Raw genomic sequence first — 20,750 nt, 5'->3', positions numbered from 1 at the left:
GCTACCCGCACCGTCCTTGGGCACTGACGCGCACCCCGGCCCGAACGGGCCCGACGCCTGCGAAGCCTTGCCCGCGTCGTCCTGGGCCGGGCTTTCCTTCGCGGCCGAAGGGGCGGATCCCTTGTCGTCGCTGCTGTCATCCATCCCGCACGCGGTGAGGACGAGCGGCAGCGCGGCTGAGGCGATGACGACGGCAAGGGTGCGACGCGAGCGGGTGCTGAACATTGAGAGCTCCTTGAGCAGGCTGTGGGCGCCGACAGGCGGCCCTTGGGCGGGCGAGGGGTGACAAGGGAATACGGCCCCGCAGCCGCTTCTGCTGCTCATGGGGCCGTACCGCTTCCCTCACACCCTTCATTCGTCGCCGGAGCCGGTACGGATTGGTCGTGAGGCGGCCGAGTTTTCTGGGCGGACACAAAGTCGGCCGGCGAACCCATCCGCGACGCCTGCGGCTACGAATCAGTCGAAAGAGCAAAAACCACCGAAGAACTACTGACGGCCGGCTTTCGCTCACCCGTATCGCTAGAAAGGTTGGGTATGGGCGACCATCACGCCGTGCTGCGCCCCGTTGGCCTCGGCCGTCCGAGAGGTGTGCGGTGAAAGAGATCGCACGCGTCACAGGCGCCCCGCAGCGTGGTCCGGAACTGTCCGAAGTCGTAGCCCTCGTCGCCGGCGGTGATCAGGACGCCTTCGCGAGCCTCTACGACGCGGTCGCCGGCCCGGTCTACGGGCTGGTACTCAAGGTGCTGCGTGATCCGGCCCAGTCCGAGGAAGTGGCACAGGAAGTCATGGTCGAGGTGTGGCGTACCGCCGCGCGCTTTCGTCCCGAGCAGGGCAGTGTCATGACCTGGGTTATGACGATGGCTCACCGCCGCGCCGTGGACCGGGTGCGCTCCGAGGAAGCGGCGACCGCCCGCGAGCAGCGCAACGCGTTTCGCGAGCGCACGCCCGACTACGACCAGGTCAGCGAGGAGGTGGCCGTCCGGCTGGAGAGTGAGCAGGTCAGGCGGTGCCTGCGGGGCCTGACCGAGCTGCAGTACCAGGCCGTGACCCTTGCCTACTACCAGGGCTACACCTACCGAGAGGTCGCCGCCACGCTGTCGGCGCCACTGGGAACAGTCAAGACACGTCTGCGTGACGGTCTGATCCGGCTCCGAGACTGCATGGGAGTGAACGCATGAGCGACGAACATGTGCATGTCCTCACCGGCGCCTACGCCCTGAACGCGGTCGGCGACGAGGAGCGCGAGACGATCGAGCGCCACGTGCAGGACTGCATGGCCTGTGCCGAGGAAGTGCGAGAGCTGACCGCCACCGCGGCCCGCCTGGGAACAGCTGTCGCGGCCGCAGCCCCGCCGAGTATGAAGCCGCAGGTCATCACCTGGATCAAGACCGTGCGCCAACTGCCCCCGGACGTGGAGGCCGTTAGCGTGGTGCCGCGTCCGGCGAGCGCCCGCGCACGGTACGCGCGGCGTCTGGTGCTGGCCGCCTGCGTCGCCGCGGCCACTGCGTTCGGCGGAACGGCGGCGTGGCAGTTCCAGGACGCACAGCGGGCCGAACAAAGAGCCCAGCAGGCCAGGCAGGAGACCACAGACATGGCACGCGTGCTGGCCGCCTCCGACGCCCGTACCGTCAGCGGAAGCCTCAAGGGCGGCGCGCGGGCCACGGTAATTGTCTCTCGCGGTCAGAACACTGCCGTCTTCCTTGCCTCCGGTCTGCCGGACCTGGCTGACGGGAAGACCTACCAGCTGTGGTTCGACAACGACGGCCGCACGATGAAGCCGGCCGGTCTCATCGGAGACGACGGTGCTGTGGTGATGGAAGGAGACATAGGAAAAGCCACCGGAGTGGGCGTCACGGTGGAACCCGCCGGAGGCTCGCCCCAGCCCACCACCACACCTCTGGCACTCATGACACTCCCCGCTTGATACTGACGAAGTCTGCCCAGGCAATGGTTAATTTCGCAGTGCGTCCAGCACAGGGGTAGCGGGGCGAGCGGGCCAGCGAGGGGACGACCACGTCGAGCGTGGTGGTGCCGGGCACGATGACGGTCTGTTCGTCGAGCGCGTCGAAGACGTCACTGACCAGGCGTTCGGCCATGCGCGGGGCCTGGGGGCGTATCAAGTTCACGAGTCGGCGGCGTCCGGCCCTGCGCGAAGCGACCGGGGAGCCGTGTCTCTCCAGCAGGTGCGTGACGGCCGGGTGGTCCAGGCGCGGGTCGAGAACGCGTTCGAGACTGGGGCGGAACTGGGTGAGCAGCGGGCGTCGGTTTTTGCTCGCCGGGGTAGAAGTCGGCGATCCGCCGCATCGTCAGGCCGGGCAGGCAGGCGACCTCGCAGCCGCCGTCGCGGGCCACGGCCAGGTGGCAGGGCGCCGATGGAGGCGGGCTCGTCGACGGTGACCAGCCCGCGGCCGAACTTGGTGATGAGCTTGTCGAATACCGCCCGGACCCTGGTTCACTGCTGGGCAGCCGCTTGTCGTGGACGGTCTTGCCCGTTGCGGTCAGGCCGTGGCCGTGGTGGTCACCCTTGCCTACGTCCTGGCCGAGGTAGACCGCGATCTTTCCGGTGTCTGGCACCACACCGCCGAGGGTGGTCGTATCCGTCCCGGCCTCGCCCATCGGCACCGTCCGCGCGCCTCAACGATGCGCGGACCTGCCACCCGCGGGCGGTCCGGCGTTGCGCCGGACCAGATTGCGGTCGGGCCTCTCATCAGCGGTCAAACGGTGTTCCGAGCCCGGAGGCCAGGCACCCCTTCGAACCGCGTTTCCGCAGGTCAAAACGTTTCTTCTGGCCTGCGTTGCGGTGGGGCGGGTGGGACTCGAACCTATCCCGGTGACGCGTCTCACCTGCGGTTTCCTTGGCGAAGCGGGCAAATCAACCTGTTTCCATCCGGCTGCATCCCGCTCGATCCGGCTCTAGCGGCTGTGGTGCAGCGTTCGCTGCACCACTTCCCCGACACCCAACACGACCGATCACGCCCTGACGAGATATGGGATCCGCCCCTCCCAGGGCCGGCGCGTCCCCCCAGAGGCGAAGGACGGCAGGAGCCCCAACGTCATCATCGTCTCAGAATGCGGCTACGTTCCGTAGCGGAAGCTCCACGGGTTGGCGATCCCGCCGGCGATGGCGCCGACTGGCCCGGCAGGGGAACGGCGGCCTCACCGAGTCCGAGCGTGCCGAGCGCTATCGAGGTCAGCACGACGCAGTGGCGCGGATCGTTCTGAACGTACAGCGCATCCCTGACACTGAACTGCGGTCGCGCCTGCAACAGAACGCCTTCTTCGTGCTCCTGAACCCTCCGGAAGACAGCCGCCGTCGCGCTGGGCTCCGGCGCTTCCTCGTCCGCGTGCTCCGCGCCCGCCACGGAGATCTGCTGGTCCGACCCGAGCAGATAGCCCAGCGCCGTGTCGACCAGATTCGCCGCATCCCCCAGCTCGCGCCGCTCCAGCGCCGCCTCGTCCCCCGACGCCGCCGCGAGCTGTCCGGCCTGGTTGTTGTCGTACGAGGCCAACACCTTGTACGCCGCGAGCCGCTGAAGCTCGTGTGGCGGAAGCCACGATGACGCCAGCTCGGGAAATGCCCCGTTCCCAGGGCGGCCGACATCAGCCATGACAGGCTTGTACGACAGCCATGACCAGGCGTCGATCACGAATTGGCGCAGGCCCACAGTGCCCCTCCAGGCAGTTGGCCCCGCGCCAATTGTTCAGCGTAGCCCGGCCTGACGCCCCCAGCTCATCCCACCATCGCGCCTGTTTCGTGCAACCCCGAGACGGCTGAGGGCCAGCCCTCACCCGGTTCAAGCCCCGACAAGGACGGTTTTCACAGCGAATCGTTGGACACGTGGCGCCCGGCGCTGCCGACCTGCTCGGCCGGATCGGCGAGCGCCGATACGTCCGCCCCGCCGTTCCGAAAGCAGCGGCAACCTCTGCCGGAGTCGAGACTCAGACACCGGGCTCGCCAGCCTGTCGTACGAACAGGCCCGCGCCCTGTTGGACGAGCACACCGCCATCGGCGGACTTGGCATGGGCTGGGACCTCCACGGTACAGAGCCCGTATCGCCCGCTCCATGGGCCATCACGGCGTCCAGCATGGCGCTCAGAGATGCTGCGATGGCTTCTTCTCACGGATGCCTTCGATGGTGACGCCGTTCCAGAAGGCGACGTGGTTCTTGATGCGCCGGGCGAGCGGGCTCGGATGTGGGTAGTACCAGGCGGCGTCGGGGTTCACCTGACCGTTCACGGTGAGGGTGTAGTAACGAGCGATCCCCTTCCACAGGCACAGCGACTTGGTCGAACTCTCGGTGAAACACTCACGCTTGAGCGACTCGGGCGGAAAGTAGTCGTTGCCCTCCACCCGCTTCGTCCGTGAGGTTTCAGCGATAACGACGCCGTTCCAGATCGCGCGCATCATGGCTCTCTCATCTCCTCCACTCGGGTGTAGGAAACCCGGTAAGCCGGTCCTGGGCTTCCATCCGTAGCAGGGAGCGTGGAGAGAAACCTCGTCCTCCTACGGAGCACGGCGTCGGCCAAGGCGGCCGAGCCAGTGAAGAAACAGACCGTCACGATCCAGCGCGGGGACGTCGACTTCGAGCCGAAGCTTGCCGTGCTGGTCACCGTCGTACGGAAGATCGGTGTCGAGGCCGACGGAGGACGCGATGCGAGGCCGCGCAGGCCGCATGGGTCTGGAGTGATGTGGAGGTGGCGTGGCGGCGGACCCTGATCTCGAACTACCTCAACTCCTACGCCCGTACCGACCTGGACGTTCTCCCGACTCCTTGTCTGCAAGGCCGAGCGGGGGCGGGCAGCAGTCCCTGCGACTCGTGCGACGACGGTGGACGAGCACGGCGATTCCAGCGGCTACCACAGCGGCGGCCGCCGCGATCAGCCACGGGCTGTCCAGTACGCCGCCAATAGCGCCGAGCGCGCCCCCGGCCAACAGCACCGGTACGGCACAGCAGACCACCATCATCAACCCCACTCCGACGGCGGCCAGTACGCCGGTCGGCCGGGACGGCTTGCTGTTACCGGTCATCAGCTGTCGCCTCCTTCGGTCGATGCAGGTTCGATGCGGGGGCAGCAGTTCAGGGCGGCGGCATTGTCGGCGGCCAGGGCGCGGGCGAGCACGACGAGATCCGCGACGCGTGGGTCACCGACGGAGTAGAGCAATCTGCGGCCGTCACGGCGGGCGGTCACATAGCCGCAGTCGGCCAGGCAGGACAGGTGGACCGACACCCTGGGCTGGGAGATCCCGGCGTGGGCGACGCACTCGGCTGTGGTGCGCTCGCCGCCAATGATGAACTCCAGCAGCTTGAGGCGGGTGGGGTCGGACAGCGCGCGGAAGAACGTCGCCACCGTGTCCGTGTGCGTGCAGGCGCCTGCCGGGGCGGCGGCCTGCGGAGCCGAGGTGGTGCGCTGGAGCATGCGAGGGGTCTCCACAACTTGAACTATTCGCTTAGGCGAATACTATGCCAGTATTGACGTATTCGGAAGAGCGAATAGCTGCGGGACCTTGTGTGGCCCGGCACTGGGAGTGAGGCAGCACCATGACAGATGCAGACCCCGGCTTCGACCTGGCGATCATTGGTTCCGGTTCGGCCGCGTTCGCCGCGGCCATCGCCGCGATCGGCAAGGGTAAGCGCGTGGTGATGGTCGAGCGCGGCACCACGGGCGGCACCTGCGTGAATGTCGGCTGCGTGCCGTCCAAGGCGCTGCTGGCCGCCGCCGAGGCACGTCACACGGCCCAGGCCGCAGGGCGTTTTCCCGGCCTGACGGCCAGGGACGTTCCCGTCGGCTTCCCCGCTCTGATCGGCGGAAAGGACGCGCTGGTCGAGGAATTGCGCATGCACAAGTACGCCGGTCTCGCGGACGAGTACGGGTGGCAGATCACCCGCGGGAGCGCCGCCTTCGGTGGGGACGCCGACCGCCCAGTCCTGAACATCGCGCTCGAGGACGGCGGTGAGGCGCACATCGTGGCCACGCACTATCTGATCGCTACGGGCGCCGAACCGTGGGCACCGCCCGTGCCCGGTCTGGAACAGGCCGGGTACCTGACCTCCACCAGTGCCATGGAACTCGATCAACTACCCGCATCAATGATCATCGTCGGCGGCAACGCGGTCGGCCTGGAGCAGGCCCAGCTCTTCTCCCGGCTCGGCACACGGGTCACGGTCGTCGAGGCGCTGGACCGGCTCGCCCCGTTCGAGGAGCTGGAGGTCTCCGCCGCGATCGAGGAGGTCTTCGCCGACGAGGGCATCGCGGTCCACACCGCCACAACCCTGACCGCCGTCCGGCGCGACAAGGCCGGCTACACCCTCTCCACCACAGCCGAGGAGCTGCGGGCCGAGCATCTGCTGATGGCCACCGGCCGTCGCCCCGCCACCACCGGACTGAATCTGGAGCGGGTCGGGGTGAAGACCGGTGCGCTGGGCGAGGTGGTCGTGGACGAACAGTCGCGCACCACGCATCCGAGGATCTGGGCCGCCGGGGACGTCACCGGTCAAGCCCAGTTCGTCTATGTCGCCGCGGCTCAGGGCTCGCTCGTCGCCGACAACGCCTTCGACGGTGCCCAGCGGTCCCTGGACTACGCGGCGCTGCCACGGATCACCTTCACCAGCCCCGCCCTCGCCTCGGTCGGCATGACCGACGCCCAGGCAGCCGATGCCGGCATCCGCTGCGACTGCCGTACGCTGCCGCTCGCGCACGTACCCAGGGCGCTGGTCAACCGGGACACCCGCGGCCTGGTCAAGATCGTCGCCGAGGCCGGCACCGGCCGCATGCTCGGTGTGCACGCCGTCGCCGAGGGCGCCGGAGATCTGATCACCGCCGCCACGTACGCGATCAGCGCGGGGATGACTGTCGACCAGCTCGCACGCACCTGGGCCCCGTACCTGACCATGGCCGAGGCCCTCAAACTCGCCGCCCAGACCTACACCCAAGACGTGGACAAGCTGTCCTGCTGCGCCGGGTGAACCAGCGAAAGGGGGAACGAACCCATGGACACGGACCGGGCCCGTCCGATGACAGTCGGAGAGCTGTCCCGCCAGACCGGGGTGCCGGTCAAGACCCTGCGCGAGTACACCGATCTCGGACTGATCTACACCCTCGGCCGCAGCCCGGCGAACTACCGGCTGTTCGACGCCGACGCCCTGTGGTGCGTGCGGTTCATCGGCGAGCTGCGGGGCCTTGGACTGACCGTGGCCGAGATCCGCGAGCTGACCACCGCATATCTCGACGACACCGGCCCGCCGACCGGGCCCCGTATGACGGAGCTGCTGCACCGCTCGCGCGAGAGGCTGGAGCAGCGCATCGCGGAGCAGCAGCGCACGCTGCGTCGGATCGAGGAGTTCGAAGCCGAGCACCGCGCGGACTTGGGGTGCGAGGGTGACACCGAGTTCTGCTGGGCCGGTAATCCACGGGGATGCGCCACAAGGGCTTGACCCTCACCCCGGGGGCAGACCCTACGGTCACGCGTATCGGACCAACCCACTCCTGGAGGGAAGATTCCCGTGGACACCGACATCCAGCAGTTCGCCACCCGCTTCAACGACTCGCTCAGCGCCGCCCCCGGCGCGCACTTCTGGCTGCTGCGTCCCCTGCTGACCCTTCTCGCGGCCGGTGAGCCGGTCACCGTGGACCAGCTCGCCGCCGCGGCCGGCCGCCCTGCCGAGGAGGTCCGCCAGACGCTCGCCACCATGTCAGACACCGAGTACGACAGCGACGGCCGCATCATCGGCTACGGCATCACCTTCAACCCCACACCGCACAGGTACGAGACCGGCGACCGCACCTTCTACACCTGGTGCGCGCTCGACACCCTCGCCCTCCCCGCCTTCCTCGGCAAGACCGCTCACGTGACCTCCCCTTGCCACGGCACCGGAGAGCCGGTTCGCCTCACCGTGGCACCAGACGAGGTCACGAGCGTCGAACCGGCTACTGCCGTCGTCTCGCTCGTCACCCCGGACGCGCCGACGTCGATCCGTAGCTCGTTCTGCGATCAGAGCCACTTCTTCGCCGGCCCGGACGCCGCGAGGGACTGGCTCGCAGAGCACCCCGGCGCCAGGATCCTGCCCGTCGCCGACGCCTACGAAGTCGGGCAATCCGTCGTCGAGCAGATCGTCACCGCTGACACTCCGTCCGGGTGTTGCTGAAGCAGTAGCGGACCGATCCTTGGCCTGGGCATACGCCGGCTCGCTCAGCGGGGGGTCCAGACCAAATCCACCACGTGCCCGCTGGGCGGCCCAAGCCTTGGATGCGAGGTCGCCGGCCGCCCATACGCCCTGCTCCCTAAGGCTCTCCCAACGCCAGCGAAAGTGACCGGGCGTAAAATTCACGTGTATCTGCGAGGAGGCGTCATGCGGCACAGAATGCGTATCGGGCCGTTCCATATCGGCTTCGGTCGCCGTCCGGTGTCCCCGATGGACAGCTCAGTCAGCCGCGAACGTTTCACCATCGACGTCGCAGAGGGTTTGATGGGCGTCGGGGTTCCGTTCAGGCGGGGTTGCAGCGCCCTCGGGTTCCGCGTGGTGGTCACCGACACGGAAACCGGGCGGCGCCAGTACGTCTCCGAGAACTACACCCACGACCTCGCGTATGCCGACGGCGAAAAATACGTGACCAAATTGATCACTGGAGCGAAGAGAGTGAAGTAGAGACAGACACCTGATCCCGCCCATGCCCTAACCTCCGCCCCTCCGCGAAGCGCCCCGCACCGGTGCAGCACCGCGAACTGCTCGCGGAGCGCGTGAGCGCCTTGTGCTTCTACGGCGGCCACTAGCCGGCCTCGTCGCGCAGCCGGTCCGGTTCCAGAACGGTGATACGGCCCCGGCCCAGCCGCAGTACGCCCCGGTCGGCCAGCTCGCGCAGCACCTTGGTGACCGTTTCGCGGGACGTGCCGGCCAGGGCGGCGACCTGCTCGTGGGTGAGCGCGACCTGGGGATGTCCGGCCAGCGGGCGCAGCGGCCGGGCCGATGGGGCCGCGGGGATGAGGGTGAGCAGAGTGGAGGCGACGCGCTGGGCGACAGACTTGAAGACCGTGTCGGACAGCCGCTGTTCGAGGTCGGCGAGGCGGCGGCCGAGGATCGCGGTGATCCGGGCGGCGATCCTCGGGTCCGAGAGCAGAAGCCTGTGTACGTCGTCGCGGCTCATCACGCAGACGGTGGCGTCATCGAGGGCCTCGGCGTAGTTGCCGTACATGCGCTGCCCGAGCAGGACCATCTCGCCGAAGATCGTTCCGGGGTTGATGATGGCCGTGGTCAGGGCGCGGCCCTCGGCGGATACCCGGAAGACGCGGATGCGGCCGCGTTTGAGGATGAACAGCACCTCGCACGGCTGGGGCGGGGAGAACAGCATCTCGCCCACGGTGTAGGTCCTCATCGGTGCGGCATCCGCGATGGCCGCCATCTCAGGCTCACTCAGGTCACAGAAGATGTCGACCTCGGACAGGCACCAGGTCCGGTCGGCGTCTTCACGGCTTTCGATCACGCGGGTGGTCTCCTCGCGTCGTCCCGGCGCCCAGGGCGGGGGCGCGGCGCCCCACACCGGGTCGGCCAGGGCATCTGCACCTTCCACTAGACAGGGAGGTACGGGTCCGCGCGAGGGGGTGCCGGGACCACCCGCAGCAGCACCCCCAGGGCGGGCCGCCCCCGAAGGGGAGGGGGACGGCCGTTCGGTGTTGGTCATGACGAGGTGTCGTCGCGGTGCATGACCCGGTGGACACAGGCGTACGCCAGGCCCAGCAGCAGGCCGTAAACGAGATGTCCGGCGAAGCTCTTCCAGGCCATCTCGTTGACCTCGAAGACCGGCATGCCGAGTTTGGCGGGCATCAGCCACAGCGCGCCCAGCACCCACCAGAGGGCGCCGTAGGCCAGACCGAGTACGGCGGCCGGGAGGAAGCGTGCGGCGCGGTGCCCGGCCAGCAGGGCGAACGTGATGCCGATGAACGCGGAGATCGCCAGGTGGACCACCCAGGCGACGCCGATGGAGCTGGAGTCCACCAGCATCGCGACCATCGGCATCATGTCCCAGACCTGCATCATGATGCCGAAGGCAACACCGCCGACCAGCCCACCCGCCGCACCGAACATGGCATGCGCGGGGATGGCGGCGACAGCACGGTGCTGTGATGAGGCGTGTGCAGTGGTCATGATCGTGTGCCCTTCGTTGCGATGACTGTGCTGCCGACGCTAGGAGCGATGCAGGCGGCATGTATGTGAGGGCGCTTACGTACGGGCCGGTAGATCACCGCCCAGGAGCCGGCCCGTGGACGCCTTACGCACGCTCCATCAGTTCGCTGCCGCGCGGCCGAAGTAGGCCGTGGAGAGGACCAGCTCGCACCGCTCTGCGGGCAGGCAGGCAGGCAGGCAGGGCCATCGAGTCGTCCCGATTGGGTGGAAGCTCAGCTCACACGGACACGACAGGGGCGTACGCGTCGAAGACTTCGTCGACCTGTTCGTATCCGGCGCGCAGCAGGAAGGTGTTGAGGCGGCCGTAGGACTTGGCGCCGAGGATGAAGAAGTGCGGTTCGGGGTTGCGCAAAGCGTCGATGCCGACGGTGGGCTGGGCGAGGCAGTCGCCGCCCGCGGAGCCGAGCAGGGCGGCGGAGAGGCTCATGGGGGCGGCCGTGGCGTAGCACTCGTGGACCTGTAGCTGACGGTAGAGGGAGGCGTCGCCGACGTACCCGGTGAGCGCCACGATGTGGTCGCAGACGATCTCGCGGGGGCCCTGGGAGGTGCCGAGGGTGACACGCACCCGGTCGCCGTCGGAGTACAGGGATTGGACATGGGCGCCGGTGTGGACGGTGACGCGGTCGCTGACGCCGTCGGCGAACGCCTGCGAGATTTCGACGAGCTGCTGGCGGCCGGGCAGGGTGTCGTCTCGTACGGCTCCCCAGTCGGGAGCCGGGCTGCGCACGATCCACTCGACGCGGGTGCCGGGAAGTGCAGCGAGGTCGCGGGCGGTGGTCTGGGCGGATTTGCCGGCGCCGAGGAGCAGGATGGTGCCCGCCCAGCGGTCCGGATCACAGACAGGCGGGAGAGTGCGGGTGATGCGGTGGTCGAGGGCCCGTTCGCCGGGGGCGGGGATGCCGCCGGCGCCCAGGGTGTTGGGAACGGCGTAGGTACCGGTGCAGTCGAGGACGAGGTCTGCTTCGGCGGTTTCCTCACCGTCGGGCGTGTCGAGGAGGAGGGTGAAGGGTGCCGCGGCGCGGACGTCGGTGCCGATCTGCTCGTGTTTGAGCAGGCCGGTGCGGGCGATGGCAGCGACCCTGGTACGCAGCCGGATGCGGCCTTCGAGGGCGGGCAGTGCGGCGACGGGGTCGAGGAGGCGGGCCGCCAGTTCGGCTCCGGTGGGGCAATCGTCGCCGGTCGGGGCGTGCGGCAGGTGCGTGCGCATCCGGTGCGAGACGTTGAGGTCCCACGGGGTGAACAGGCGGACATGGCCCCAGGCGCGTACGTGGGCGGCGACGGTGTCCGCAGCCTCGTAGACGGTGAACGGCCATCCGGCGTCGGCGCAGGCGAGCGCGGCGTCGAGGCCGACCGGTCCGGCGCCGAGGATCGCGACATGTCGCTGCATGATGAACTCCCTTTCACACGCGTACGGGTACAGGTCAGATGGCGCAGTGGACGGGGCGGGGCAGGCTGCCGTCGGTGAGGCGGGCGGCGAAGAACCGCTCGGTCACCAGCTGTTTGCCCATGGCCAGCGGGGTCCCTGCGGGGGCGAGATGCAGGTCGGGGCTGGTGGCCAGATCGGCGCCGGCGGGGTGCCAGTGCAGGCCGTCGGCGGTAACGGTCAGCTCCGGGATGCTGGAGTCCTCGCCGATCTCCACTCCGGTTTCGGAGAAGCCGCGGCGCAGTAGCGGGCGCACGGCGAAGTGGTCGGCCGGCAGGCCGAGTCCGGCGAGCAGGTCGGCGACCGCGGGGACCTCGTGGGTGTTCTCGGGCGTCTCGGTGAGGGCGACGCGCGGGGGCAGGCCGAGGTCGATCAGGTGACGGATGCCGTCCATGGTGCGCTCCCAGGAGCCGGAACCGCGGTGCAGGTCGTGGGTGGCGGCGGTGGCGCCGTCCAGGGAGGTCTGGACGGTGAGTTTGCGGCCGGCCAGGTCCGCGAGCCCGGTGGCACGGCGGCCGCGCAGCAGCATCGCGTTGGTCATGACGGCGGTGGGCAGCTGGGCGGAGGCGTGGTCGAGGAGTTCGACGATGTCGGGGTGGAGGAAGGGCTCGCCGCCGGTGACGTACAGCTCGGTGAACCCGGCCTGCACGGCCTCGTCGACGAGAGCGCGGAAGGCGTCGGCGGGCAGGGTGCGAGCCGCCGCCTTCGGGGAGGAGGCGACCGCGCAGTAGTCGCAGGCCAGGTTGCAGTGGAAGTTGGTGTAGAGCCAGAGGCGGGACGGGAAGTACGGGGTGTCGAACAGCGGGACCACCGGCCGGTCACCCTCCAGGGCTTGCAACGTGGCTTCTCCCCAGCCGTCGTCGGCGGGACGGAACCCGGACGGCAGGGTGGAACGGTAGAGGTGGTAGCGGCCCCGTGAACGCTCACGCGGGGGCAGGATCTCCAGGCAGGTGGTCCACCAGCCGGTCTCGATGGTCTCGACGAACACTTCGGGGAGCCCGGCGGCGCGCATGGAGCGGGCTTGCGCCTGCCAGTCGTACGCGAGCGGAATCAGCTCCGCCTTGGGGTACCCGTCGCCGAGGTCGATGAGGGCGTACCAGACGTTCCGGCGGCCGTCGTTGGCAGGCTTGCCGAGTACGCCGACGTTGACTGCGAGCCTTTCCCCGATGCGCCGCTGCCAGGGCAGGCCGCTGTGGGTGCACAGCACCACGTCCGCGCCGGACGCCTCGGCGCGCAGCCGGTGCTGCCCCTCCGGCAGCGACTCCCACCAGAAGTCGTTCAGCGCCAGCGTCGACCCGTGGACCATGTGGACGTCCACGCCGTCGATGCTCTCCCTGTGCTCAGTAGGCAGTTGGCCCATCCAGGCGGCGAAGTCACGGCTGGTGGTGGCGAGGGTGTGGTCGTAGACGATCTGGGCGTACTCGTTGTCCTTGGGGTCGCGGTAGCCGCAGCCGCAGTCGGTGCCGCCGCGGGCGATCGCCACGTCGTAATTGCCCGCGATGCACTCGACGCCGTTGTCGGCCAGGATCGGCCACAGGGCATCCACGTCGGCGCCGAAGCCACCGAGATCGCCCAGGCAGAACAGGCGCTCGGCTCCTCTGGCGCGGGCGTCGTCGACGAAGGCTTGCAGGGCGTACGGATTGCCGTAGGGGCCTCCGCATACTGCGATACGCATAGGGGGTGTCTCTCTCCAGGATCGAACGGTCACGTACGGGCATCGCGCGCTGTACGTCCGCAGCGGGCCGGCCGGGGCCCTGCGGCGTAGCGGGTGCGGATGGTCTCGGGGTCGACGCCCGCGAAGTACAGCAGCTTCAGGTACTGCATGAAGGCGATCATGCGCCAGGTGCCGTGCTCGGTGAACCGGCGCGACGAGGCCGTCGAGGTAGCGGTCAACAGGCACAGCCGTCCGCGCCGGTGCAGGCGCCGGGACATTTCCAGGTCCTCCATGATGGCCAGGTCCGGGAAGCCGCCGAGTTCGTCGAAGACAGTGCGGCGGACGAACATGGCCTGGTCGCCGAAGATGTGGTGCAGGCGGCGGGCCCGGGCATTCGACGTCCACGCCAGGTAGTCAAGTCCGGGCATGCGGCGGTCGAAGCGGATGGTGAGGCCGCCGCCCACCACGTTCGGGTCAATGAGGCAGGTGCGGATCTGGCCGAGGGCCGCCGGGGCGATGGCGGTGTCGGCGTGGACGAACCACAGGACGTCGCCGCCGGCGTGCCGGGCTCCCTCGTTCATCTGACGTGCGCGGCCACGTGCGCTGTGCACCACGGGGGCGTACGGGGTGGCGAGTTCGACGGTGGCGTCGGTGGAGCCGCCGTCGACGACGATCAGCTCGCAGTCGGGAAAGTCGCGGCACAGGCGGCTCAGCGCGGTCTGGACGGTGGCTTGTTCGTTCAGGACGGGGACGATGATCGACACCTGGCTCATACCGCCTCCGTGGGCTGGAGCAGGGCGGCGATCCGGTACGGCATCACCGGGTCCGCGAGGAGCGCGGCAGCGTCCTCGGGAGTGTCCAGGTCCCGCAGCGGGCGGAGCAGTTCCACACTCAGTCCCTCCTCGGCGGCGACTGCGCAGGTAGCGGCCAGGACCTTGTCCGTACTCCACAGGGCCGCATCGATGCCGAACAGCCCGGCGTGCGGGTGGCGCATGCCGATCAGGTAGTAGCCGCCGTCCAGCGCCGGGCCGAGCACAACCTCCTTGTGCTCCAGTGAGGAGAGGGCGACGGTCAGGTGGTCGCGGGTCAGAGTCGGCGCGTCGGTGCCGATGACCAGCAGCGGCCCCGCACCGTCGGCGAACGCCTCCACCACTGCGGAGGTGAGCCGCTGCCCGAGGTTCTCGCCACGCTGCACCATCAGGCGGACGCCAGGAAGGATAACGTCGCCTGGGCTTTCCTCGCCCACTCCTGGCGCATACGCCAAATAGGTGCGCAGTCCGTGCGACGACGTCATCTCCAGGGTGTGCCGGATCAGTTCGGCCTGGAGGACGGCACAGCCGTCTGGACCGAGCAGCGGGTGCAGCCGGGTCTTGACCGTGCCCGCCCGGGGGGCTTTCGCCATGACCAGCACCGAGGGGGTACGCCGCGTACTCATGCGCCGAACCGGTAGACGGTGCCGACCGGTGCCACGAGTTCCAGGCCCGGCAGAGCATGGGCGGCCAGCGCAGCGAAGATGTCCTTGCTCGCAGCCATCCGGGCCAACAATGCTTCGACCGGCTCGGGTTGCGGTGCGACGCCGTTGGCGTAGTCGGTGACAAAGCCGACCAGGGCCATCGGCAGCTCGGCCTCACCGGCCAGCACTACCTCCGGGCCGGCCGTCTGGCTGACCGCGGTGACGCCCGCGGCGGCCAGCGCGGCGATCTCGGGGCGGCTGTTGAAGCGGGGGCCGTCCACATGCCCGTACACCCCACTCGTGACAACAGTCGTGCCGGTGTGTGCGGCAGCCGCGATCAGGGCCCGGCGCAGCGGTTCACTGAACGGCCGGTCGAAGATCCAGTGGCCGCGGCCGGCGGCGCCGGGAGACTCGTACCACGTGCAGGCAGAGCCGTCGGGGAGCCGGTTGGCGGGGAAGTACAGGTCGTCAAAGACCACCAGGGAACCGGGCTCGGCGGCAGGGTCAATGGCGCCGCACACGGTGAGGGACACCAGTGCGTCGACCTTGCAGGCGAGCAGGGCGGCGAGGTTCGCCCGGTGATCCACCTGGTTCGACAGCCGGTGATGGCCGGTACCGTGCCGGGACAGGTGCACCAACTCAGCGTCATCCAGGTGGCCTTCGGTGACGGTGGCCTCGCCGTACTCGGTCTTGATCGTTCGCTGGGCCGCGTTCTCCAGTTGGGGCAAGTCGTAGCTGCCGGAACCGGTGATGACACCGATGCGCATGGGTCACTTCTCCTGTGTGGTGGGACGGCGGACGGACGTACGGACCTCGACGAGCGGGAGCAGCCTGCGCAGCTGGGCGTTCTCGGCCGGGTCGAGAACGGCGTGCTGCACACAGGCGGGCACCAGGGTGCCGTCCTGGGGGTGGGCCATGGCGTAGTGGCAGGCGGCCAGGCGCTCCTGGGTTTCGCGCAGCTTCGGGTCCTGGGCCTGCTCGCCGCGCTGCATCATCTCCCAGGCGGGCTCGACGACTTCTGCGTCCATGAACTGATGCATCACAAAGGTGACCGGGCGGACGCGGAAGCGGTGGCGCAGCAGCCGCAGCACACCGACCCGGCCGGCCGTGCGGGCCAGCCACCGCAGCGCGATCACAACGGTGGACGGGTGACGGGCGACAACGCGGGCCAGCTTCGCGGCGAGCAACGCGGGCGGGGTGCCGGTGAAGCTGACCTTGCCGAAGTGGCGGAAGAAGCCGTCGCGCACGGCCAGATCGCGCGGGTCGTCCTCTTCGAGGAACGGGTACCAGCGTTTCCCGACGTAGAAGCCGTACGCGGTGCGGTTGCAGCGCACGTCGCCGTTCTCGAAGACGTGATAGCCGAGCGTGCGGCCGGCGCCGCGCCCGATCTCCGCCCACACCGCGTCCGGGGTGGCCTCGCGGTACTGCTCCTTCCAGCGCCGCTCATCGCCGAGAAAGGCGGCGGGCTGGAAGGAGAACATGCCGTAGCCCATCCCCTGGCAGTCGTGGATGACGTCAGCGATCTCGTCGAGGTTGCCGGGGGTGACGGTCATGTTGTGGGCGAGGAAGTACCGCACCCTGTGCTCGCGCCGCAGCTTTGCGAACATGTCGGCGAACCGCTGGCGGTAGGGGTTCAGTGCCTTCTCATTGGGCGGGCGTTCGATGCCGCGCCTGCCGTACATGAACTTGTCGAAGTGCGCGGCGAACGACAGCCGCGTGAGGCGCCGCTTGCCGTTGTCGCCGAGGGCGAGCTGCTCCAGGTAGGCGTAGTCGAAGTCGCCGTGGGTGAAGCTCATCGGCTCCCGGCCGTGCTGGCGCATGATCTCCAGGGTGGCGGCGTGGTCGTCGGGCGGGAGCAGGCTCACCTCGCCGCCGATGAGCTGGGCGTGGGCGCGCGGGCCGCGCAGTGTGCGCAGCAGACGCATCTGGGCGGCGACTTGCTCCTGGGCGTGGGGGCCGTCGACGCGTACCTGGTTGGCGTCCTTCGAGTGGTAGCAGGGCGTGCACTTCAGGTTGCACTTGGGGAAGACTCCGTGGGTGCCTTCGCAGCCGACGCCGTGCTGCCCGATGATCTGGCCTGGTGTCTTGACGACGTCGGGCAGTTCGGCCCACCGGCGTTCCATGGCTGCCACGAACTCCCGGTCGTAGGGCCGGGTGGCATGTTCGACAGCCCGCAGCCGCGCCATGATTCCCATCGGGTACATCTCCGTTTTCGGTATCGGACGAGTGATCACGGGGCGGTCGTCCCGAACGTCTGACGGTCGGGGGTCGGCTCCGCCGGGGCGTGCGGCCTTCTGCGCGCGGCGCGCAGCAACAGCCACGCGTACAGCAGCATCAGGGCGTCCTCGACGAGGACGAACCAGCGCAGCGGCTGGGCCAGATAAGTGCCGAAGCAGCCGCAGTTCGCTACCGTCAGCCCCCGCGCGTACGCCTGGACGGCAAGCAGCGCCCACACCAGCGAGAGGGCCGTGTACATCCACACGGGGACGACCGCCTTGGAACGGGGCCGGGCCAGGAACCACACCCCGACCGCAACCTCGGCCGCGATCAGCATCACCGCCAGAGCGGTGGAGGCGGCGCCGCTGGTCAGCCCGTAGGCGGTGAAGATGGACGGCATGGCGGCGAAGGAGGCGAGCTGGCCGAGCGCCATCGCGGTCAGCAGAACGCCCAGGACAAGTCGCAGGATCATGACCGCACCTTCCTGCGCAGGCCCAGCAGGGCGCCGGTGATCCGGCGGTGCGCGGCGAGCCGGTCGTAGACGTCGCTCAGCGCGGCGTGCCAGGGCCCGTCGGTGTAACTGGGGTAGGGGTGCACGGTCTTGGCGTACTGCGAGGGCGTCCAGCCCAGCCGTACCGCCGTGGCCAGGTGCGCGATCGTCTCCCCGGCGCGCGGGGCGACCACCGTCGCGCCGAGGATCCGCCCCCGTCCGTCCAGCACCAGGCAGGTGAAGCCGTCGGTACGGCCCTCGGCAACGGCCCGGTCCACCCGGTCGTGGTCCAGGGTGAGCGTGCGGGTTCCTTCGGCGGAGGTCACACCGACGCGGGCGACCTCGGGGTCGGTGTACGTCACCGAGGGCACCGCGTCGTAGTCGATACGACGCCGCACCCCGAGCAGCGCGTCCGTGACGGCGGACGCGCCCTGGACTCCGCCAAGGTGGGTGAACGCCGACTTGCCGGTGACATCCCCGGCCGCGTAAATGCGCGGGTTGCTCGTCCGCAGCCGGTCGTCGGTCCTGACCTGGCCGTGCTCGTCCGTCTCCACTCCGGCCGGCTCCAGACCGAGGCCGCCGGTGTTGGCGCGGCGGCCGGTGGTGGTCAGGAGCCGGTCGTACAGGATCGGCCTGCCCGGCCCGTACACGGCGCCGTCGTCGACCTTCTCGGCCCGATAGCCGGTGAGGACTGTGATCCCCTCGGCCTCCAGTCGCTCGCGGACCAGGGCGGAGGCACGGGGCTCCTCGCGCGGCAGCAACCGGCCTGCGGCTTCCACGAGGGTGACTGTGGAGCCGAGGCGGGCGAAGGCTTGCCCAAGCTCGCAGCCGATCGGCCCGCCGCCCAGCACCACCAGCCGCTCCGGCAGTTCGGTCAGGCTCCACACGGTGTCGCTGGTCAGGGGCTCGGCCTCGGCCAAGCCCGGCACCGGCACCAGGGCGGGGGCCGATCCGGTGGCGATCAGCGCGTACCGGAAGGCCACCTCCCTGTCACCGGCGACCCGCAGTGCCCGCGGTCCCGTGAAGACGGCATCCCCATGGGCCACCTCGACGCCGAAGTCGTGCAGCGCCTCGGCCGAGTCGTGCGGCTCGATCACCCCGATCGCCTGCTTGACATGTTTCATGGCCGCCGCCAGGTCGGCGGGCCCATCAGGGGCCTGAAGCCCGTAGCGCCCCACCTCGCGTGCGGCCTGCACGTGGGCCGCCACATGCAGCAGTGCCTTGCTGGGCACGCACCCGGTCCACAGGCAGTCACCGCCCAGCCGGTCCCGTTCGACCAGCAGCGTGCGAGCGCCGAGGCGGCCGGCGGTGCGGGCGGCGGTCAGTCCGGCACTTCCGCCACCGATCACCACCAGGTCGTACGTCTCCTCGCCGCGCGGGGGATGCCCCATGCTCATCGGCCGCCTCACTCGCCTCTCGTCATCGTTGCGGCAAGGGAACCCGTTCGGGTGGCTCCCGCCTTCCCTCCGGGTACGACTCATTCGATACGGCACACGGCACCGCGTCGGGCACACCACCGTGCCCGGCGTGTCCGCCTCGGGGGAATGCTTGCCGCCCCTCGGTGGGTTCCCGGCGCACGGCGGCACCCGCCCGCTCACACTTATCGCCTTCGTCCCAGGGGAGAAACATGGCGACCGATGTATCCACCGGCTTCGTGACGGACGCAGTGAAGGACTACTACGGCAAGCTGCTGTCGTCCTCTCAGGACCTGAAGACCTCGGCCTGCTGCGCCGCCGAGGCGCCGCCGCCCCACATCGCCGACGCACTCACCCGCGTACACGAGGAGGTCAAGGACCGTTTCTACGGCTGCGGTTCCCCGATCCCCGCCGCGCTCGACGGCATCACCGTCCTCGATCTGGGCTGCGGCAGCGGGCGTGACGCGTATGTCCTCTCCCAGCTCGTCGGTCCCAAGGGCCGGGTCATCGGCGTCGACATGACCGAGGAGCAGCTGGCCGTGGCCCGCCGCCAGCAGGACTGGCACGCGGAGCGGTTCGGGTGGGCCAATACAGAGTTCCGTCAGGGCTACATCGAGGACCTGGCCGGCGCCGGTATCGCGGACGACTCGATCGACCTGGTCGTCTCCAACTGCGTACTGAACCTCTCTCCGGACAAGCCACGCGTGTTCCGGGAGATCTTCCGGGTGTTCAAGCCCGGTGGCGAGCTGTACTTCTCCGACGTCTTCGCCGACCGCCGGCTGCCCGCCACGCTCATGGGCGACGCGGAGCTGGTCGGCGAATGCCTCGCCGGCGCGCTGTACACCGAGGACTTCCGGCGCCTGATGGCGGACTCCGGCTGCGCGGACGCCCGTACGGTCGCCGCCTCACCCATCACGCTGAGCAGCCCGGACATCGAGCGGAAGATCGGCTTCGCGTCCTTCACCTCGCGCACCGTCCGTGCGTTCAACGTGCCGCTGGAGGACCGCTGCGAGGACTACGGGCAGGTCGCCGTCTATCGCGGCACCCTCCCCGAACACCCGCACGCCTTCGACCTCGATGACCACCACCGCCTCCACACAGCCAAACCCATGCTGGTCTGCGGCAACACCGCCGACATGCTCAGCCGCACCCGCTATGCCCCGCACTTCACGGTGAGCGGCGACAAGACGACGCACTTCGGCCTGTTCCCCTGCGCACCGGCCGACGCCGCAGCCACCAGCGGCACAGAGACAGGGTCCGGCTGCTGCTGACCGCATGCCGGGCCCGGACGCCGCCGACCGTCCGGGCCCGGCATGCTCACCTCTCTGCCGAGAAGACCACCGACCCCTACGGCCCCAGTAACCGGGGACAGCCGGCCGAACCCTGTTCACGTGGGCGGATTATCGAGCTGGGCAGCCATCTCGTCGCGGCCGCTGCGCAATCCGGCCGCCGCTGTGCGGCCGACCTCGGTGAGTGAGACCAGCGTGGCGCGCCGGTCGGTGGGGTGCGGTTCGCGGGCGACGTAGCCGTCGGCCTGGAGGGCGTCCAGCAGACCGGTGACGTTGCGCGGGCGGCCGGCAGTCCCTACCCCGTGCCAGGGCTGTCCTCATCCCGGTCGCCGCCGGCACCAGGCAGCGGCACGTTGGAACAGCAGCCGTCCGGATCGGCCGCTCCACGACCGCGCATGACGTGACACCGCATGGCGTGGACGGTGGCCATCAGCACGAGCATCGCGCCCATGGTCACCAGCCATGCGTGGCGCAGCACACCGCCGACCACGATCAGACCGGCGCCGACGGCGATCAGCGGACCTGCACAGCGCAGCAGCATCAAGACTCACCGGTTTCCTTATGTATCCGTGGTGAGGCGGAGTGTCTGGCGGGTTCGGCTGTTGCGCGTGATCGTTTCTTCTGCCTGCCG

At 69.3% G+C, this 20,750-nt stretch carries 25 protein-coding genes and 3 pseudogenes; 9 read left to right on the top strand and 19 right to left on the bottom strand.

Annotation, left to right across the window (positions count from 1 at the left end):
* Positions 1-225: pseudogene (locus J7E96_RS20050) on the bottom strand (fasciclin domain-containing protein); the annotation flags it as partial.
* A 377-nt stretch (positions 226-602) separates the two neighbouring features.
* Between J7E96_RS20050 and J7E96_RS20045 the strand changes: the two are divergent.
* Together J7E96_RS20045 and J7E96_RS20040 are read left to right on the top strand one after the other, a co-directional pair.
* Entirely contained in the window at positions 603-1,178 is a 576-nt protein-coding gene (locus J7E96_RS20045; protein ID WP_374196700.1) for a sigma-70 family RNA polymerase sigma factor, read from the top strand.
* Positions 1,175-1,924, top strand: coding sequence for an anti-sigma factor domain-containing protein (locus tag J7E96_RS20040; RefSeq protein WP_215133014.1), 750 nt, complete (start codon positions 1,175-1,177; stop codon positions 1,922-1,924). Before J7E96_RS20045 ends, J7E96_RS20040 begins: the two co-directional genes overlap by 4 nt.
* On the opposite strand, the gene J7E96_RS38870 is transcribed toward J7E96_RS20040, so the two are convergent.
* The 3 genes from J7E96_RS38870 to J7E96_RS20030 form a co-directional block, all read right to left on the bottom strand.
* Positions 1,905-2,096: a hypothetical protein gene (locus J7E96_RS38870; protein WP_374196697.1), complete on the bottom strand. Its 192-nt coding sequence runs from the start codon at positions 2,094-2,096 to the stop codon at positions 1,905-1,907. The genes J7E96_RS20040 and J7E96_RS38870 overlap by 20 nt on opposite strands.
* The gene (locus J7E96_RS20035) at positions 2,074-2,616 is read right to left on the bottom strand and encodes a transposase (protein ID WP_374196699.1); all 543 of its coding nucleotides are present in this window, start codon (positions 2,614-2,616) and stop codon (positions 2,074-2,076) included. The genes J7E96_RS38870 and J7E96_RS20035 overlap by 23 nt, the downstream gene beginning before the upstream one ends.
* Before the next feature lie 440 nt (positions 2,617-3,056).
* A complete protein-coding gene (locus J7E96_RS20030) occupies positions 3,057-3,608 on the bottom strand; it encodes a hypothetical protein (protein ID WP_215133013.1) in 552 nt (183 codons plus the stop codon).
* Positions 3,609-3,933: 325 nt separating this feature from the next.
* Here J7E96_RS20030 and J7E96_RS37525 point away from each other — a divergent pair.
* Positions 3,934-4,038: pseudogene (locus J7E96_RS37525) on the top strand (site-specific integrase); the annotation flags it as partial.
* Between the two features lie 55 nt (positions 4,039-4,093).
* Here J7E96_RS37525 and J7E96_RS20025 read toward each other — a convergent pair.
* Positions 4,094-4,408, bottom strand: coding sequence for a DUF427 domain-containing protein (locus J7E96_RS20025; RefSeq protein ID WP_214900657.1), 315 nt, complete (start codon positions 4,406-4,408; stop codon positions 4,094-4,096).
* Positions 4,409-4,540: 132 nt separating this feature from the next.
* Here J7E96_RS20025 and J7E96_RS20020 point away from each other — a divergent pair, with 132 nt between their 5' ends.
* Positions 4,541-4,717, top strand: a complete 177-nt coding sequence (locus J7E96_RS20020) for a hypothetical protein (RefSeq protein ID WP_215133012.1) — start codon at positions 4,541-4,543, stop codon at positions 4,715-4,717.
* A gap of 12 nt (positions 4,718-4,729) precedes the next feature.
* On the opposite strand, the gene J7E96_RS20015 is transcribed toward J7E96_RS20020, so the two are convergent.
* Complete coding sequence (locus J7E96_RS20015; protein WP_215133011.1) at positions 4,730-5,029, bottom strand: hypothetical protein; 300 nt, start codon at positions 5,027-5,029, stop codon at positions 4,730-4,732.
* Positions 5,029-5,418 (bottom strand): helix-turn-helix transcriptional regulator, encoded by a 390-nt coding sequence (locus J7E96_RS20010; RefSeq protein ID WP_215133010.1) that lies wholly within the window; start codon positions 5,416-5,418, stop codon positions 5,029-5,031. The genes J7E96_RS20015 and J7E96_RS20010 overlap by 1 nt, the downstream gene beginning before the upstream one ends.
* Before the next feature lie 122 nt (positions 5,419-5,540).
* Between J7E96_RS20010 and merA the strand changes: the two genes are divergently transcribed.
* The 4 genes from merA (at position 5,541) to J7E96_RS19990 (ending at position 8,645) form a co-directional block, all read left to right on the top strand.
* A complete protein-coding gene (merA, locus tag J7E96_RS20005; RefSeq protein ID WP_215133009.1) occupies positions 5,541-6,965 on the top strand; it encodes a mercury(II) reductase in 1,425 nt (474 codons plus the stop codon).
* 24 nt (positions 6,966-6,989) lie between these two features.
* Positions 6,990-7,433 carry a MerR family transcriptional regulator gene (locus J7E96_RS20000; RefSeq protein WP_251070151.1) on the top strand — a complete coding sequence of 148 codons (444 nt, stop codon included), beginning with the start codon at positions 6,990-6,992 and terminating at the stop codon, positions 7,431-7,433.
* Between the two features lie 69 nt (positions 7,434-7,502).
* Positions 7,503-8,144 (top strand): organomercurial lyase MerB, encoded by a 642-nt coding sequence (gene merB, locus J7E96_RS19995; RefSeq protein ID WP_215133008.1) that lies wholly within the window; start codon positions 7,503-7,505, stop codon positions 8,142-8,144.
* A gap of 204 nt (positions 8,145-8,348) precedes the next feature.
* Positions 8,349-8,645: a hypothetical protein gene (locus tag J7E96_RS19990; RefSeq protein ID WP_215133007.1), complete on the top strand. Its 297-nt coding sequence runs from the start codon at positions 8,349-8,351 to the stop codon at positions 8,643-8,645.
* Between the two features lie 121 nt (positions 8,646-8,766).
* Here J7E96_RS19990 and J7E96_RS19985 read toward each other — a convergent pair whose 3' ends face one another.
* The 10 genes from J7E96_RS19985 to J7E96_RS19940 form a co-directional block, all read right to left on the bottom strand.
* On the bottom strand, positions 8,767-9,564 hold the full coding sequence (locus J7E96_RS19985; RefSeq protein WP_308296048.1) for a Crp/Fnr family transcriptional regulator: 798 nt from the start codon (positions 9,562-9,564) through the stop codon (positions 8,767-8,769).
* A 107-nt stretch (positions 9,565-9,671) separates the two neighbouring features.
* Positions 9,672-10,139 carry a hypothetical protein gene (locus J7E96_RS19980; RefSeq protein WP_214973081.1) on the bottom strand — a complete coding sequence of 156 codons (468 nt, stop codon included), beginning with the start codon at positions 10,137-10,139 and terminating at the stop codon, positions 9,672-9,674.
* Between the two features lie 256 nt (positions 10,140-10,395).
* A complete protein-coding gene (locus tag J7E96_RS19975) occupies positions 10,396-11,565 on the bottom strand; it encodes an FAD-dependent oxidoreductase (RefSeq protein WP_215133005.1) in 1,170 nt (389 codons plus the stop codon).
* 34 nt (positions 11,566-11,599) lie between these two features.
* Positions 11,600-13,276 (bottom strand): radical SAM protein, encoded by a 1,677-nt coding sequence (locus J7E96_RS19970; protein WP_215133004.1) that lies wholly within the window; start codon positions 13,274-13,276, stop codon positions 11,600-11,602.
* A 29-nt stretch (positions 13,277-13,305) separates the two neighbouring features.
* Complete coding sequence (locus J7E96_RS19965) at positions 13,306-14,028, bottom strand: TIGR04283 family arsenosugar biosynthesis glycosyltransferase (RefSeq protein ID WP_215133003.1); 723 nt, start codon at positions 14,026-14,028, stop codon at positions 13,306-13,308.
* Positions 14,025-14,690, bottom strand: a complete 666-nt coding sequence (locus J7E96_RS19960; protein WP_215133002.1) for a TIGR04282 family arsenosugar biosynthesis glycosyltransferase — start codon at positions 14,688-14,690, stop codon at positions 14,025-14,027. The genes J7E96_RS19965 and J7E96_RS19960 overlap by 4 nt, the downstream gene beginning before the upstream one ends.
* Positions 14,687-15,475, bottom strand: coding sequence for an MTAP family purine nucleoside phosphorylase (locus J7E96_RS19955; RefSeq protein ID WP_215133001.1), 789 nt, complete (start codon positions 15,473-15,475; stop codon positions 14,687-14,689). The genes J7E96_RS19960 and J7E96_RS19955 overlap by 4 nt, the downstream gene beginning before the upstream one ends.
* A gap of 3 nt (positions 15,476-15,478) precedes the next feature.
* Positions 15,479-16,903 carry a radical SAM domain-containing protein gene (locus J7E96_RS19950; protein ID WP_215133000.1) on the bottom strand — a complete coding sequence of 475 codons (1,425 nt, stop codon included), beginning with the start codon at positions 16,901-16,903 and terminating at the stop codon, positions 15,479-15,481.
* 35 nt (positions 16,904-16,938) lie between these two features.
* On the bottom strand, positions 16,939-17,397 hold the full coding sequence (locus tag J7E96_RS19945) for a MauE/DoxX family redox-associated membrane protein (RefSeq protein ID WP_215132999.1): 459 nt from the start codon (positions 17,395-17,397) through the stop codon (positions 16,939-16,941).
* Positions 17,394-18,812, bottom strand: a complete 1,419-nt coding sequence (locus J7E96_RS19940) for an NAD(P)/FAD-dependent oxidoreductase (RefSeq protein WP_251070150.1) — start codon at positions 18,810-18,812, stop codon at positions 17,394-17,396. The genes J7E96_RS19945 and J7E96_RS19940 overlap by 4 nt, the downstream gene beginning before the upstream one ends.
* 230 nt (positions 18,813-19,042) lie before the next feature.
* Here J7E96_RS19940 and J7E96_RS19935 point away from each other — a divergent pair, with 230 nt between their 5' ends.
* Positions 19,043-20,101 carry a methyltransferase domain-containing protein gene (locus J7E96_RS19935; protein ID WP_215132998.1) on the top strand — a complete coding sequence of 353 codons (1,059 nt, stop codon included), beginning with the start codon at positions 19,043-19,045 and terminating at the stop codon, positions 20,099-20,101.
* A 116-nt stretch (positions 20,102-20,217) separates the two neighbouring features.
* Here the strand turns inward: J7E96_RS19935 and J7E96_RS38235 are convergent.
* Positions 20,218-20,385 (bottom strand): annotated as a pseudogene (locus J7E96_RS38235) (MarR family transcriptional regulator); the annotation flags it as partial.
* Positions 20,386-20,414: 29 nt separating this feature from the next.
* Positions 20,415-20,660, bottom strand: a complete 246-nt coding sequence (locus tag J7E96_RS19925; protein ID WP_215132997.1) for a hypothetical protein — start codon at positions 20,658-20,660, stop codon at positions 20,415-20,417.
* Between the last annotated feature and the right edge of the window lie 90 nt (positions 20,661-20,750).

The organism is Streptomyces sp. ISL-96 (genome assembly GCF_018614035.1).
Taxonomy (GTDB): Bacteria; Actinomycetota; Actinomycetes; order Streptomycetales; family Streptomycetaceae; genus Streptomyces.
Note: the sequence above shows the minus strand (reverse complement) of the source record. Positions and strands in the feature narration are given on the sequence as shown.

What these genes read in the sequence shown, in the direction of transcription:
- J7E96_RS19980 (WP_214973081.1), bottom strand. Translation starts at nt 10,139, where the DNA reads ATGACCACTGCACACGCCTCATCACAGCACCGTGCTGTCGCCGCCATC.
- J7E96_RS20035 (WP_374196699.1), bottom strand. Translation starts at nt 2,616, where the DNA reads ATGGGCGAGGCCGGGACGGATACGACCACCCTCGGCGGTGTGGTGCCA.
- merA (WP_215133009.1), top strand. Translation starts at nt 5,541, where the DNA reads ATGACAGATGCAGACCCCGGCTTCGACCTGGCGATCATTGGTTCCGGT.
- J7E96_RS38870 (WP_374196697.1), bottom strand. Translation starts at nt 2,096, where the DNA reads ATGGCCGAACGCCTGGTCAGTGACGTCTTCGACGCGCTCGACGAACAG.
- J7E96_RS19975 (WP_215133005.1), bottom strand. Translation starts at nt 11,565, where the DNA reads ATGCAGCGACATGTCGCGATCCTCGGCGCCGGACCGGTCGGCCTCGAC.
- J7E96_RS20010 (WP_215133010.1), bottom strand. Translation starts at nt 5,418, where the DNA reads ATGCTCCAGCGCACCACCTCGGCTCCGCAGGCCGCCGCCCCGGCAGGC.
- J7E96_RS20040 (WP_215133014.1), top strand. Translation starts at nt 1,175, where the DNA reads ATGAGCGACGAACATGTGCATGTCCTCACCGGCGCCTACGCCCTGAAC.
- J7E96_RS19925 (WP_215132997.1), bottom strand. Translation starts at nt 20,660, where the DNA reads ATGCTGCTGCGCTGTGCAGGTCCGCTGATCGCCGTCGGCGCCGGTCTG.
- J7E96_RS19970 (WP_215133004.1), bottom strand. Translation starts at nt 13,276, where the DNA reads ATGCGTATCGCAGTATGCGGAGGCCCCTACGGCAATCCGTACGCCCTG.
- J7E96_RS19940 (WP_251070150.1), bottom strand. Translation starts at nt 18,812, where the DNA reads ATGAGCATGGGGCATCCCCCGCGCGGCGAGGAGACGTACGACCTGGTG.
- J7E96_RS20025 (WP_214900657.1), bottom strand. Translation starts at nt 4,408, where the DNA reads ATGATGCGCGCGATCTGGAACGGCGTCGTTATCGCTGAAACCTCACGG.
- J7E96_RS19990 (WP_215133007.1), top strand. Translation starts at nt 8,349, where the DNA reads ATGCGGCACAGAATGCGTATCGGGCCGTTCCATATCGGCTTCGGTCGC.
- J7E96_RS19945 (WP_215132999.1), bottom strand. Translation starts at nt 17,397, where the DNA reads ATGATCCTGCGACTTGTCCTGGGCGTTCTGCTGACCGCGATGGCGCTC.
- J7E96_RS19955 (WP_215133001.1), bottom strand. Translation starts at nt 15,475, where the DNA reads ATGCGCATCGGTGTCATCACCGGTTCCGGCAGCTACGACTTGCCCCAA.
- J7E96_RS19950 (WP_215133000.1), bottom strand. Translation starts at nt 16,903, where the DNA reads ATGGGAATCATGGCGCGGCTGCGGGCTGTCGAACATGCCACCCGGCCC.
- J7E96_RS20000 (WP_251070151.1), top strand. Translation starts at nt 6,990, where the DNA reads ATGGACACGGACCGGGCCCGTCCGATGACAGTCGGAGAGCTGTCCCGC.
- J7E96_RS19960 (WP_215133002.1), bottom strand. Translation starts at nt 14,690, where the DNA reads ATGAGTACGCGGCGTACCCCCTCGGTGCTGGTCATGGCGAAAGCCCCC.
- J7E96_RS19935 (WP_215132998.1), top strand. Translation starts at nt 19,043, where the DNA reads ATGGCGACCGATGTATCCACCGGCTTCGTGACGGACGCAGTGAAGGAC.
- J7E96_RS20030 (WP_215133013.1), bottom strand. Translation starts at nt 3,608, where the DNA reads ATGGCTGATGTCGGCCGCCCTGGGAACGGGGCATTTCCCGAGCTGGCG.
- J7E96_RS20015 (WP_215133011.1), bottom strand. Translation starts at nt 5,029, where the DNA reads ATGACCGGTAACAGCAAGCCGTCCCGGCCGACCGGCGTACTGGCCGCC.
- J7E96_RS19965 (WP_215133003.1), bottom strand. Translation starts at nt 14,028, where the DNA reads ATGAGCCAGGTGTCGATCATCGTCCCCGTCCTGAACGAACAAGCCACC.